This window comes from Pseudomonas sp. SHLD1, assembly GCF_028640935.1.
In the GTDB taxonomy this organism is placed as follows: domain Bacteria; phylum Pseudomonadota; class Gammaproteobacteria; order Pseudomonadales; family Pseudomonadaceae; genus Chryseomonas; species Chryseomonas aestiva.
This window is the reverse complement of the sequence record NZ_JAQZAD010000013.1, coordinates 343,715-356,979: the sequence shown is the minus strand read 5'-3', so window position 1 is coordinate 356,979 and position 13,265 is coordinate 343,715. Positions and strand designations below refer to the sequence as shown.

The window sequence follows — 13,265 nt, the reverse complement described above, 5'->3', positions numbered from 1 at the left end:
GCGCTGGAGGCTTCAGACTGTCGCTCGCCATCTTCCCCGTTGCCCGGGCAGGGCACCGTACGAGCGACCCGATGAGCATCCTCACCTCGACTCCAGTCCCCTCGTATGCCCTGACCCAGGACATCGATCTCATCGCCGAGATCGCGGCGGTGCCCAAGATCCTGGATGTGGTCTGCCGGATGACCGGCATGGGCTTCGCTGCCGTCGCCCGGGTGACCGATGATCGCTGGATCGCCTGCAGCACCCTCGACCTGATCGGCTTCGGCCTCGAGCCCGGTGGCGAGCTGGAGCTCAAGTCGACCATCTGCGACGAGATCCGCGATCATCGCCAGCCCGTGGTGATCGACGACGTGGCGCAGGACGACTGCTATCGCGACCATCACACGCCGCGGCGCTACGGCCTGCGCAGCTATATCTCGGTCCCCATCGTGCTGGACGATGGCAGTTTCTTCGGCACCCTCTGCGCCATCGATCCGCAGCCGGCCAACCCCAGCAGGCCCGAAATCCTGTCCGCCTTCGAACTCTTCGCCGGCATGATCGCGCTGGAGATCGGTGCCCAGCGCCGTTTTGTCGCCGCCCGTAACGTCCTGCACAGCGAGGGCTTTTCCCGCAGCCTGCTCCAGGCCAGCCTGGATTGCGTCAAGGTCCTCTCCGCCAGGGGCCATATCGAATTCATGAACGCCCAGGGCCTGGAGCTCAACCAGCTGCAATCCGGCGATCAGGTGATGGGCCGCGAGTACGCCGCCCTCTGGCCCGACGAGGAAGTCGCCAAGATCCGCCACGCCGTCGCGCGTGCCGCTACCGGCCAGACCACCCGGGTCGAAGGCTTCTGTCCCACGGCCCGCGGCGAGCCGCGCTGGTGGGAGGTGTCCTGTTCACCCTTCGAGGTGGCCGGTACCGGCGAGGTGAAGATCGTCTGCATCTCCCGCGACATCAGCAGTCGCATCCTCGCCCAGCAGGCCCAGCAGGCCCGGGCCGAGGCCATCGCGGCGCTCAACGACGAGCTGGAGCAACGCATCTCGGAGCGCACCGCCGAGCGCGATCAGATCTGGAACCGCTCCACCGATCCGCTGTGCGTGGCTGACCTCGAGGGCTTCTTCGTCAATCTCAACCCGGCCTGGGAGTCGACCCTGGGCTGGTCGCTCGCGGAACTCAAGGCCCAGCCGTTCCTGGCCTTTATCCACGATGACGATGTCGTCGCCACGCGCCAGGCGTTCCGGGATATCAAGCAGGGCATCGCGCTGGTCAGCTTCGAAAATCGCTATCGCCACCGCGACGGGTCCTACCGCTGGTTTTCCTGGAATGCCACGCGCAATGGTGAACTGATCTACGCCACCGTGCGCGACGTGACCCAGCAACGCCAGCAGACGCTGGATCTCGCGGCCGCCGAGGACGCCCTGCGCCAGGCGCAGAAGATGGAAGCCATCGGCCAGCTCACCGGCGGCGTGGCCCATGACTTCAACAACCTGCTCACCGTCGCCCGCACCTCCTGCGACCTGCTCAAGCGCCCCAACCTCAGCGACGCCCGCCGCGAACGCTATCTGGAGGCGATCTCCACCACCGTGGATCGCGCCGCCAGATTGACCGGGCAACTGCTGGCCTTCGCCCGCCGCCAGACGCTGGCTCCGGAGGTGTTTTCCGCGCGGGACAATGTCCTGGCCATGAGCGACATGCTGGAAACCCTGCTTGGCTCGCAGGTCGGCATCGCACTCGAGGTCAGCGACGACCCCTGCCTGGTCTATGCCGACCCCAGCCAGTTCGATACCGCCCTGGTGAACATCGCGGTGAATGCCCGGGACGCCATGAGCGATGCGGGGCGCCTGACCATCAGCGTCAGCACCGTCGCCAGCATTCCGGCCACTGCCACCCAGCCGGCCCTGGCCCTCCCGGCCGTGGCCGTCGCCCTGACGGATAACGGCAGCGGCATCGTCAGGGAGCACCTGGAACAGATCTTCGAGCCCTTCTTCACCACCAAGAGAGTCGGCCAGGGCACCGGTCTCGGCCTGAGCCAGGTGTTCGGCTTCATCAAGCAGTCCGGTGGCGAGGTGCGGGTCACCAGCGAGGTCGGTCGCGGCACGACCTTCCACCTCTACCTGCCGATCGCGCCGGCAAACGGACAGCCACCGCCCCTGGATGATGCCGGGGCAACCGCCGATGGCGGCGGGGTCACCGTCCTGGTGGTCGAGGACAATCTCGAGGTCGGCAGCTTCGCCGTCGACCTGCTGAGCGACCTCGGCTACCACGCGGTGCTGGCCGCCAATGCCGAGTGCGCCCTCGCCCTGCTCGCCGACCAGCCTGGCCGGTTCGACGTGGTCTTCTCGGATGTCGTCATGCCCGGCATGAGCGGGCTGGAACTGGCCATCGAGATCAGGCGCCTCTATCGCAGCCTGCCGATCCTGCTGACCTCGGGCTACAGCCACGTACTGGCAACCAATGGCGCCCAGGGCTTCGAGCTGATCCACAAGCCCTACTCGGCGGACGCCTTGTCCCGCCGGCTGCAGGAGATCCTCGCCGAGTGCGAGTCGCACCTGACCACCTAGCGCACCGCTGACAGACCGCTACGTCCGGGAAGGACCGGGCGCGACGGCGTACCGGAGCGCGCCGACAGCGGCCCCCCACCCCGCCCTGAGGATCGGGTAACATGCGCCGCCGCGGGCCAGTGGCCCTCTTTCTATCGGTAAGGAGTCACAGTGTTCGAGACCCAGGTCATCATCATCGGTGCCGGCGCGGCCGGTTTGATGTGCGCCCTGAGCGCCGCCGCGCGTGGGCGCCGGGTCCTGGTCCTCGACCACGCCAACAAGGCCGGCAAGAAGATCCTCATGTCCGGCGGCGGCCGCTGCAACTTCACCAACCTCTATTGCGAGCCCGCCAACTTCCTCTCGCAGAACGCACATTTCTGCAAGTCGGCCCTGGCACGCTACACCCAGTGGGACTTCATCGCCCTGGTGGCCAAGCACGGCGTGCCCTATCACGAGAAGAAGCTCGGCCAGCTGTTCTGCGACAACAAGGCCAGCGACATCCTCGCCCTGCTGCTGGACGAGTGCGAGCGAGGCGGCGTCGACATCCGCCTGGATACCTCGGTGCAGGAGATCGCCCGCCTCGAGGCAGGCGGCTATCAGCTGCAGACCAGCCTGGGCCCGGTGCGCGGCGAATCCCTGGTGATCGCCACCGGCGGCCTGTCGATCCCGACCCTGGGTGCCACCGGCTTCGGCTATCAGGTCGCCCGCCAGTTCGGCCATCAGCTGCTGCCGACCCGCGCCGGCCTGGTGCCCTTCACCATCACCGATCCGCAACTCAAGGAGTTCTGCGGCGCCCTGTCCGGCACGGCGGTGGAAGACTGCCGGATCAGCTGCAACGGCCAGAGCTTCGTCGAGAATCTGCTGTTCACCCACCGCGGCCTCAGCGGTCCGGCGATCCTGCAGATCTCCTCCTACTGGCAACCGGGCGACAGCCTCAGCATCGACCTGCTACCGCACCTCGACCTGGCCCTGTGGCTCGCCGAGCAGCGCCAGGCGCGCCCCAACAGCGAACTCAAGACGCTGCTGGGCGAATTGTTCACCAAGAAGATGGCCACCCTGCTCGCCGACAGCTGGTTCCAGTCCAAGCCCTTGAAGCAGTACACCCCCGACGAACTCAAGGCCATCGCCGCGCGCCTGCACGACTGGCAACTGGTCCCGGCGGGCACCGAGGGCTACCGGACCGCCGAGGTCACCCTGGGCGGCGTGGACACTCGCGAGGTCTCGTCCAAGACCCTGGAGTCGCTCAAGTCGCCCGGCCTGTACTTCATCGGCGAGGTGCTGGACGTCACCGGCCATCTGGGCGGTTTCAACTTCCAGTGGGCCTGGGCCTCGGGTTACGCGGCGGCGCAGTACGTCTAGGCCAGGGAAAGCGCCTTGCGCCTGGACTCAGGTAGCCGCCGACGGCCAGGTCTGGCTCGCGATGCGCAGGAAATTCCCGCCCAGGATGGCGTCGATGTCAGCGGCGCTGTAGCCCCGACCCGCCAGCTGGCGGACCAGTTCAGGTAACGCCTCGGGTTGCAGCTGGGCATGACCGTGCGGCTGTCCATAGTGGCGTGCGGGCCACCAGTCTTCAGCGTCGACGCCGGCGGGAAGGTCATGGTCGGCCAGGCACAGCTCGGTATCCAGTCCGATGCCGATATGCCGGGTCCCGACCCGCTCCGCCAGGTAGTCGATCTGGCGGACATAGCTGGCCACCGAGGCCGCGGGATCACCCAGAAAGATGCCTAGCCCGGTCAGGCCGATCACCCCATCCTGGTCGGCACAGGCGCGGATCTGCCGATCATTGATCGTCCGGGGATGGTCATGCAGCGCCCTGATGTTGGTGTGGGAAAACACCACCGGCCGCGTCGAGACCGCCATGATCTCCAGGCTGGCGCGCTCGCTCGCGTGGGCGCAGTCGAGGGTGATGCCCGCCGCATTGCCGGCCGCCACAACCGCGCGACCCAGCGTCGTCAGACCGCCGCCCGCGCCATGGCAACCCCCGGCGCAGGCGTTGTCGCGGTTGTAGGCGAGCAGCATCTGGCGTACCCCGAGAGAGGCATACAGCCCGACCATCGCCGGATCGTCGAGCAGCATGGTCGAGCCTTCGAGATCGAAGGAAACCGCCAGCTTGCCCTGCTCGCGCGCACGCTGCAGGTCGGCCACCGTGCCGACGAGGCAGAAGTGCGCGGCGTGCCGGGCGAGCCAGGCGCGAAAGCCGGCGAGGGTGCGCAGCACCGTCGCGAAACGCGTCATGTCCATGCCGACGTTGATCGACACGTGATGGAAGCCGGCCGCGCGATAGCGACTCAAGCCGGACATGTCCTGCCCCGGCACCAGTGGCAGGCAGGCATGCGCCTCCCAGCGCAGCGGCTTGAGTGCTGCTTCTCCGGCTGTGACGGCCTGCATCTTAGTCCTCCCCTCCACACGTCTCGAGGGGTTCAACATAGCATGCAGACCAGGCCCACAGATCCGCCCAGGCTGGTCGGCCCGGGCCTAGCAGAAGCTGACACCCCGCAACAGCGCCGGATCGACCGCCCGCGCCTGATAGCGCACCGCGGCCTGGCCATAGGCCTGGGGATCGAGCACCTGATCCCAGCGCGCCGGTGCCTGCTGCTGAACCGCCACGACTTCGGCTTGCACCGGCTTGGGCTGCAGCGCGGCCTGGGCGCGTCTTTCGTTGATCTCGGCGGCCATGGCGGTGTAGCTGGCGGTGCTGAGCAGGGCGAGTGCGGCCATCTTGTTGAAGACGTTCATGGTAGGTCCTCCTGTCTTGAACACGGGGGCTGGCGTCGCCGCGGCAAGCGGTCCGGCGTCAGTCACGGTTCCACCTTGCGCCCAGGCGTCTTAACGCTGTCTTAACCCCTCTGAACCCGACCTGAACGGCTGCGACAACCTGCCCCAGGCGATGGCCACTGGCCAATTGATCTGGATCAGTTTTGCCCAGGGCCAGCAGGCGCATCCTGCAGGCAGCCGCCACTCCGTCCTGGAGCGGCGCCACGGCTCACGAGGTCGCCATGAACGGACGCCTGGTCAAAGAACTCCTGGTCATCCTGCTGATCAAGCTGGCGCTGCTGATGGTGATCAAGAGCCTCTGGTTCAGCGCCCCCACGGTCCCGCCCGACGCCACCCAGGCGGTCAGCGCCCACCTGCTGGACTAGCACCCTTTCCCTTAGCTTGAGGAGATTGCCGGGATGATCTCGGAATCCGTCGTGGACCTGTCACGCCTGCAATTCGGCATGACCGCGCTGTATCACTTCATCTTCGTGCCCCTGACCCTGGGGCTGGTGGTGATCCTGGGGATCATGGAGTCGGTCTATGTGATGACCGGCAAACAGGTCTACAAGGACATGACCCAGTTCTGGGGCAAGCTGTTCGGTATCAACTTCGCCCTGGGCGTCACCACCGGCCTGACCATGGAGTTCCAGTTCGGCACCAACTGGGCCTACTACTCCCACTATGTCGGCGACATCTTCGGCGCGCCCCTGGCCATCGAGGGCCTGATGGCCTTCTTTCTGGAATCCACCCTGATCGGGCTGTTCTTCTTTGGTTGGGAGCGCCTGTCCAGGGGGCAGCACCTGCTGGTCACCTGGCTGGTGGCCCTGGGCTCGAATCTGTCCGCCCTGTGGATCCTGGTGGCCAACGGCTGGATGCAGAATCCGGTCGGCGCGGAATTCAACTACGTGACCATGCGCATGGAGCTGGTCGACTTCGGCGCCCTGCTGCTCAACCCCGTGGCCCAGGTGAAGTTCGTCCACACCGTGGCCTCGGGCTACGTCACCGGCGCCATCTTCGTGCTGGCGATCTCCAGCTACTACCTGCTCAAGGGTCGCGACATCGGCTTCGCCCGGCGCTCCTTCGCCGTGGCCGCCGCCTTCGGTACTGCCGCGGTCATCTCGGTGATCGTGCTGGGCGACGAATCCGGCTATCGCGTGGGCGAGGTGCAGAAGGTCAAGCTGGCCGCCATCGAAGCCGAGTGGAACACCGAGGAAGCCCCGGCCTCCTTCACCCTGTTCGGCATCCCCAATCAACAGGAGATGCGCACCGACTACGCGGTGAAGATCCCCTATCTGATGGGCCTGATCGCCACCCGCTCCACCACCGAACAGGTCACCGGCATCAGGGATCTGGTCAGCCAATACGAGGCCCGCGTCCGCAATGGCGCCCAGGCCTATGCCCTGCTGGAGCGACTGCGCGCCGGCGACGACTCCGCCGCCACCCGCGCGGCCTTCGACGCGCGCAAGCACGACCTGGGCTATGGCCTGCTGTTGAAGAAATACGTCAACGATCCCGCCACGGCCACCCCCGAGCAGGTCCGGCAGGCCGCGCGGGACACCATTCCCGGCGTCGCCAGCCTGTTCTGGACCTTCCGCCTCATGGTCGCCAGTGGCGTGCTGATGCTGGCGCTGTTCATCTGCGCCTTCTGGGCCTCGACCCGCCGCAACGAGCTGAAGAAGCCCTGGCTGCTGAAGTGGGCCCTGTTCAGCCTGCCGCTGCCCTGGATCGCCACCCAGACCGGCTGGTGGGTCGCCGAGCATGGCCGCCAGCCCTGGACCATCAGCGAGGTGCTGCCTACCCACCTGTCGGCCTCGACCCTGGCCACGGGCGATCTGCTCGGCTCCATCGGCGCCCTGGTGACCTTCTACACCCTGCTGCTGATCGTGGAGATGTACCTGATGATCCGCTTCGCCCGCCTCGGCCCGAGCAGCCTGCACAGTGGCCGCTACTACCACGAACGCGCTGCCCGGGTAGGCGACGTCCTGCGCCAGGCCGCCGTGGCCAGGCCCGCCGCTCCGGCCAACGTCTGAGGAGACCGCCATGTTCGACTATGAAGTCCTCAAGCTCATCTGGTGGGTGCTGATCGGCGTGCTGCTGATCGGCTTCGCCCTCACCGACGGTTTCGACATGGGCGCCATGATCCTGATGCCCCTGATCGGCAAGACCGACAAGGAGCGCCGCGCCGCCATCAACAGCATCGCGCCGCACTGGGACGGCAACCAGGTCTGGTTCATCACCGCCGGTGGCGCCCTCTTCGCCGCCTGGCCGATGGTCTATGCCACGGCCTTCTCCGGCCTCTACTGGGCGCTGCTGCTGGTGCTCTTCGCGCTGTTCCTGCGCCCGGTGGGCTTCGACTACCGCAGCAAGCTGGACAACACCCGCTGGCGCAGCGCCTGGGACTGGGGCCTGTTCACCGGCAGCCTGGTCCCGGCGCTGGTGTTCGGCGTCGCCTTCGGCAACCTCTTCCAGGGTGTGCCCTTCCAGCTCGACGACACCCTGAGATCCACCTATAGCGGCAGCTTCTTCGCCCTGCTCAACCCCTTCGCCCTGCTCAGCGGCCTGGTCAGCCTGGCCATGCTCTGTGCCCATGGCGGCAGTTGGCTGATGCTGCGCACCCACCAGGCGCTGGGCGAGCGCGCCCGTCGCGCCACTGGCCTGTGCGCCCTGCTCCATCTCGTCACCTTCGGTCTGGCCGGCGTCTGGCTGGCCTATGGCTTCGACGGCTACGTGCTGGTCAGCCAGGGCGATCCGGGCAGTGCCCTGAATCCGCTGCACAAGGTGGTGACCGCCGGCAATCCGGGCTGGCTGGCCAACTACCATACCCGGCCGCTGACCCTGATCGCCCCGGTCGTGGCCGTGCTCGGCAGCGTCCTGGCCCTGCTGGGCAGCAGCTGGCGCCAGGCCGGCCTGGCCTTTACCGGCACGTCCCTGGCCATCGTCGGCACCCTCGCCACCGCCGGCTGCGCGCTGTTTCCCTTCGTGCTGCCGTCGAGCCTGGACCCGGCCTCCAGCCTGACGGTCTGGGACGCCGTCTCCAGCCACAAGACGCTGGGCATCATGTTCGTCGCCGCGGCCATTTTCGTGCCGCTCATCCTGGCCTACACCCTGTGGAGCTACGTGCGCATGTGGGGCAAGGTCGACGACCGCTTCATCGACGCCAACCCGCACGGCCTCTACTGAACACTGATCTCAAGGAGACTCTCTCATGTGGTACTTCACCTGGATCCTCGGTGTCCTGCTCGCCGCGAGCTTCGGCATCATCAACGCCCTCTGGCTGGAAAGCACCCGGGAGCTCGATGTCCATGACGATGCAGAATGCTGAGGCCCTGCCCCGCGTCCATCCGCTCGGGCGGACGCTGTCCCTGCTGCTGGCGGCGCCCCTGGCACTGCTGCTGCTGATCCACCCGGGGCTGATGCTCGACGCCAGCGGCCACTACAGCCATCCGCTGCTCATGGCGGTCATGCTCGGCGTCTCGGCCGGGCTGGTTCATGGCGTCGGCTTCGTGCCGCGCCTGTGGCTCTGGCGCCTAGTGTTCGGCCCCATGCTGGGCTGGCCGCTGCTGGTGCTCGGCTATGCCCTGCTCTTCCAGGCGCAACTGGGCTGACTGGCGTCTGACGATAGCGCCCGGCCTTCCCGGGCGCTGCCTTCATCACCCGGCGTACCGCCTGGCCGCGTGCGGCGTGCCGCTCCCCTCACGCCAATTAATAGCCTGACTATAAAGGTTCATCTGCGGGTGCCGACATAACCGGAATCGATCCTGCCCGCGCCAGCCCCCCTTGCCGCCGGCGTACCCGCTGAACGCCTCAGAGAATGCCACGATGCTCAGGAATGCCCCCTTAAGTACCAAGCTGCTGCTGATCCTGCTCCTGCCGCTGGCTGGATTCCTGGTGATCTCCGGACTCTACACCGCCGACCGCTACGAAACCTTCAAGGACATGGAGCACACCGTGACCGCCAGCGCCACGGCGCAGCGCATCAGCGCCGTGGTCACCAGCCTGCAGCGTGAACGGGGCGCCAGCGGCGTCTTCCTGGGCAGCGGCGGCAAGTCGATGCAGGACAAGCTCAAGACCTTCCGCCAGGACAGCGACCAGGCCCATGGCGAGCTCAAGGCCCTGGCCAGCGGTAGCGATGCCGCTATCCAGAGCCTGCTGCGTGCCCTGGACGGGCTGGCCGATCTGCGCACCAGGGTCGACGGCCTAGCGCTCAACAGCACCCAGTCCGGTGCGGCCTATACCGACCTGATCAAGACGCTGATCGGCTACACCCATTCCCTGGAAGCCGGTGTCGACGATCCGACCATCCTGCGCGCCCTGGGCGCCCTCAACCTGTTCGTCGAGATGAAGGAGCGCGCCGGCCGCGAGCGCGTGCTGCTGGGCCTGGCCTTCAACCAGAATCGCTTCGACGCCGGTCTGCTGTCGCGCTTCGCCCGCAACCTGGGCGAATTCTCCGCCTACGCCGACGCCTTCGAGCGCAAGACCACGCCCGATTTCATCCGCCAGCTCGACGACACCTTCAAGCAGCCCAGCGCCCAGGAAGTCAGCCGCCTGCAACAGCTGGCCTTTACCGTCCCCCTAGGCGATGCCCTGGGCGTCAAGCCGGAGGAATGGTTCAACCTGGCCACCCAGCGCATCGATCTGATGGGCAAGGTCGAGGCGGACCTCGGCGCCAGCGTCGGCGCCCAGGCCGAGCAGGCCCGCGCCAAGGCCAGTCGCGACCTCTGGATTACCCTCGGCCTGGTGCTGCTGGTGCTGGTGGCCGTCTCGGCCCTGGCCTGGGTGATCATTCGCAACATCAAGCAGGCGGTGGAGCAGGTCAACGCGACCCTTACCCGCCTCGCCACCCGTGATCTCACCGCGCGCTGTGGCTATCGGGGCCGCGATGAATTCGGCACCATCACCAGCAACCTCAACCTGATGAGTCAGGAACTTGGCCAGGTGATCCAGGAGATCGGCGCGGCCACCGTGCAGGTTGCCACCGCCGCCGAAGAGGCCTCGGCCGTCGCCATCCAGACCAGCCAGAACGTCGCCCAGCAGCGCCTGGGCACCGACCAGGTCGCCACCGCCATCGCCGAGATGAGCGCGACGGTCAAGGACGTCGCCCGCAGCACCACCGAAGCCGCCGAAGGCTCGCGTCAGGTCGAGGGCAACACCAGCCAGGGCCGCCGCGAACTCCAGGCTACCATCGGCCTGGTGCAGGGCCTCTCGGTGCAGGCCGAGCGGACCTCGGAGATCATCGCCGAACTCAAGCACGAGAGCGACGCCATCTCCTCGGTGCTGGACGTGATCCGCGGCATCGCCGAGCAGACCAATCTGCTGGCCCTCAACGCCGCCATCGAAGCCGCCCGCGCCGGTGAAGCCGGCCGTGGCTTCGCCGTGGTGGCCGACGAGGTGCGCTCCCTGGCGCAGAAGACCCAGCAATCCACCGGCAGCATCCAGCAGATGATCAGCCATCTGCAGAGCGGCTCCGACCGCGCCACCCAGGCCATGCAGGAGACCCTCAGCCAGGTGCAGACCGGTGCCAGCAGCGTGGTCCGCGCCGGCGATTTGCTGGGCGAGATCGCCGAGGGCGTGACCCTGATCAACGACCGCAACATCCAGGTCGCCTCGGCCGCCGAGCAGCAGAGCCAGGTCGCCGAAGAGATCAGCCGCAACGTCAACGACATCAACGACCTGGTGATCCAGGTCAGCGCCGGTGCCGAGCAGACCGCCGTCACCAGTCGCGAACTGGCTCGGCTCGCCGAACAGCAGCAGGCGCTGGTCGGCCGCTTCCGGGTGGCCTGAGGCTGCCACGCGTGCTGGCAACCGGCAGGCCGAAACGGGCCCGCCGTGGCCTGGCACGCGGTGATCGGACGCGGCTGGGCTTCAGCGTCCCACCCTGAAATCCGCCGGATTCAAGGCGTAGCGGCGCAGCTTTACGTAGAGCCCGGCACGGGAGATACCGAGCTGGGCGGCGGTTTGCCGAAGGTTGCCACGGGTCTGTGCCAGGGTCGCACGGATCAGCTCCCGCTGACCCACTTCAAGTGGCGTGAGCCGATCGCCTGCGGTATCCGTGGCTAGCGCACTGGTGACCAGCGAAGGAGGCAGGTCCAGCGGCTGGATGAGCGTTCCCTGGGCCAGATTGACCGCCCGTTCGATGACGTTTTCCAGCTCTCGTACGTTGCCAGGCCAGCCATGGGTCATCAGCAGCGTCAGCGCCTCGTCCGCGATGGCCAGCGGCGGGCGCTCCAGCTGACGGCTCAGGGCCTTGAGCAGCGTCGCCACCAGCAGGGGAATGTCGTCGCGGCGCTCACGCAACGGCGGTACCTGCAGGGAAAGCATATTGAGGCGATAGAAGAGATCCTCGCGGAAGCTCCCGCTCGCCACCGCCTGGGCGAGATCACGGTGAGTGGCGGCGATCACCCGAACGTCGATCGCCTGGGCCTTCTTGGCGCCGACCCGCGTCACCTCGCCCTCCTGCAGCACCCGTAGCAGGCTGATCTGGGCTTCGAGAGGCATGTCGCCGATCTCGTCGAGAAACAGGGTGCCACCGTCTGCCAGTTCGAACTTGCCGGCCGCGCCGCCGCGCGCAGCGCCGGTGAAGGCACCCTCGACGTGTCCGAACAACTCGCTCTGCACCAGATCACGCGGGATGGCTCCACAGTTCACTGCGACAAAGGGGCCATGGCGGCGGACGCTGGCGTTGTGGATCGCCTGGGCGAACAGCTCCTTGCCCACGCCGCTCTCCCCCAGCACCAGCACTGTCGCCTCGCTGCGGCTGGCTGCCTGCGCGACCCGCAAGCTGCTCTGCAGCGCCGGCGAACGGCCCTGGATATCGGTAAAACTGTAGCGCGCCCGAGTACCCAGCAGCTGGCGGGTGATCTCGCGGATACGGCGATTCTCCCGTAGCGACAGCACCCAGCCCCCCTGGGCGATGGGCGCGGCGGAGGCCAGGCACGGCAAGCCGCTGCCGTCTGGCAGCAACAGGGTGAGGTCACGATCCTGACGCTCCCAACGGCGATCCAGCCACAGGTCGAGATCGGTCTCCTGGGCGATCAAACTGGCGAACGGCCGACCGCGCTGCGGATCGTCGAGCTGCAACAAACGGCGGGCATAGCCGTTCAGGCTGCGGATACGGCGGTCCTCGTCGAGCAGGATGACCCCTTCGTTGAGCACCTCCAGCACCCGCTGCTGTTCGTCCAGTAGCGCTTTGAGCGCTAGCTGGCGGGAAATGGCCTCCGCCGCTGCCTGCACCGTGCCCAGGGTATGGCAGTGAAAATTGCCCACCGCCGCGGTGAGCGTCAGGGCGCCCAGCAGTCGCCCCTGGGGATCACGCACCGGGGCGGAGGCGCAATGCATCCGCCGCTCCCGGAGCTCGCGCTTGAAGTTCTCGCCGGCCAGGACGAATACCAGTCGCCGCTCGCGCAGAGCCAGCCCCGTGCAGTTGGTGCCCTGCACCTCCTCCAGCAGGCGACTGCCCAGTGGCGTGAGGTCGACCCCGCAGGCGGCGAGCGTCACGCCGTCGGCATCGGCGAGATTGAGGTGTCCATCCGGGTTGTAGCTCAGCAGGTCGGCCATGATCGGCGCGGCGATGTCCAAAAGCTCCCGCAGACGTTCCAGGCGCCGAGCCAGGTCCGGCGGATCGATGAACTCGTAGTGGAATTCTCCCGCGTCGATGCCCGTGGCGCGACTGCGCAGCCAGGAAGCTCGGATGACCGGCCGTACCCCGGGCAGTTCGTCCGCGCCTGCCAGGCACGCCCTCCAGGCGGCATTCAGCTCACCCTGGACGCGCTCGGCTACCGTCGCCCGCTGCAACTCGGTGACGAACAGCAGTTCCTGAGCCAGTTCGTCCGAGGCGCGTTGCTCCTCCATCCCCCCTCCTTGTCCAACGATTGGACATGTCCAGCTAGACATGTCTTTTTTATAGACATACCGAGGCCCTGGCAAGCCCGGAAAGCCGCAGGAATGGGGGTCTTCCAGCGCTGGCATGGCGGTTGCTCCTGTCCTCCTGGC

11 protein-coding genes are annotated in these 13,265 nt (G+C 67.1%); 8 read left to right on the top strand and 3 right to left on the bottom strand.

Going from position 1 to position 13,265, the window contains the following annotated elements:
• Window positions 1–71 precede the first annotated feature (71 nt).
• Window positions 72–2,540: a PAS domain-containing protein gene (locus tag PVZ77_RS07065; RefSeq protein WP_273806083.1), complete on the top strand. Its 2,469-nt coding sequence runs from the start codon at window positions 72–74 to the stop codon at window positions 2,538–2,540.
• Between the two features lie 150 nt (window positions 2,541–2,690).
• Complete coding sequence (locus PVZ77_RS07060) at window positions 2,691–3,878, top strand: NAD(P)/FAD-dependent oxidoreductase (protein WP_273806082.1); 1,188 nt, start codon at window positions 2,691–2,693, stop codon at window positions 3,876–3,878.
• Between the two features lie 27 nt (window positions 3,879–3,905).
• Here the strand turns inward: PVZ77_RS07060 and PVZ77_RS07055 are convergent, their stop codons facing one another.
• On the bottom strand, window positions 3,906–4,907 hold the full coding sequence (locus tag PVZ77_RS07055) for a dipeptidase (protein ID WP_273806081.1): 1,002 nt from the start codon (window positions 4,905–4,907) through the stop codon (window positions 3,906–3,908).
• Window positions 4,908–4,994: 87 nt separating this feature from the next.
• Complete coding sequence (locus tag PVZ77_RS07050; RefSeq protein ID WP_273806080.1) at window positions 4,995–5,255, bottom strand: hypothetical protein; 261 nt, start codon at window positions 5,253–5,255, stop codon at window positions 4,995–4,997.
• 260 nt (window positions 5,256–5,515) lie between these two features.
• On the opposite strand from PVZ77_RS07050, the gene cydP reads away from it, so the two are divergent.
• The 6 genes from cydP (at window position 5,516) to PVZ77_RS07020 (ending at window position 11,057) form a co-directional block, all read left to right on the top strand.
• A complete protein-coding gene (gene cydP, locus PVZ77_RS07045) occupies window positions 5,516–5,659 on the top strand; it encodes a cytochrome oxidase putative small subunit CydP (protein ID WP_017641416.1) in 144 nt (47 codons plus the stop codon).
• 33 nt (window positions 5,660–5,692) lie between these two features.
• On the top strand, window positions 5,693–7,306 hold the full coding sequence (locus tag PVZ77_RS07040) for a cytochrome ubiquinol oxidase subunit I (RefSeq protein ID WP_273806079.1): 1,614 nt from the start codon (window positions 5,693–5,695) through the stop codon (window positions 7,304–7,306).
• A 10-nt stretch (window positions 7,307–7,316) separates the two neighbouring features.
• A complete protein-coding gene (cydB, locus tag PVZ77_RS07035; protein ID WP_273806078.1) occupies window positions 7,317–8,456 on the top strand; it encodes a cytochrome d ubiquinol oxidase subunit II in 1,140 nt (379 codons plus the stop codon).
• 25 nt (window positions 8,457–8,481) lie between these two features.
• Window positions 8,482–8,598, top strand: coding sequence for a cytochrome bd-I oxidase subunit CydX (cydX, locus tag PVZ77_RS07030; protein ID WP_007158843.1), 117 nt, complete (start codon window positions 8,482–8,484; stop codon window positions 8,596–8,598).
• The gene (locus PVZ77_RS07025) at window positions 8,585–8,881 is read left to right on the top strand and encodes a cyd operon YbgE family protein (RefSeq protein WP_273806325.1); all 297 of its coding nucleotides are present in this window, start codon (window positions 8,585–8,587) and stop codon (window positions 8,879–8,881) included. The genes cydX and PVZ77_RS07025 overlap by 14 nt, the downstream gene beginning before the upstream one ends.
• 214 nt (window positions 8,882–9,095) lie before the next feature.
• Window positions 9,096–11,057: a methyl-accepting chemotaxis protein gene (locus tag PVZ77_RS07020; protein ID WP_273806077.1), complete on the top strand. Its 1,962-nt coding sequence runs from the start codon at window positions 9,096–9,098 to the stop codon at window positions 11,055–11,057.
• 81 nt (window positions 11,058–11,138) lie between these two features.
• On the opposite strand, the gene PVZ77_RS07015 is transcribed toward PVZ77_RS07020, so the two are convergent.
• Window positions 11,139–13,124 (bottom strand): sigma-54-dependent Fis family transcriptional regulator, encoded by a 1,986-nt coding sequence (locus PVZ77_RS07015; RefSeq protein WP_273806076.1) that lies wholly within the window; start codon window positions 13,122–13,124, stop codon window positions 11,139–11,141.
• Between the last annotated feature and the right edge of the window lie 141 nt (window positions 13,125–13,265).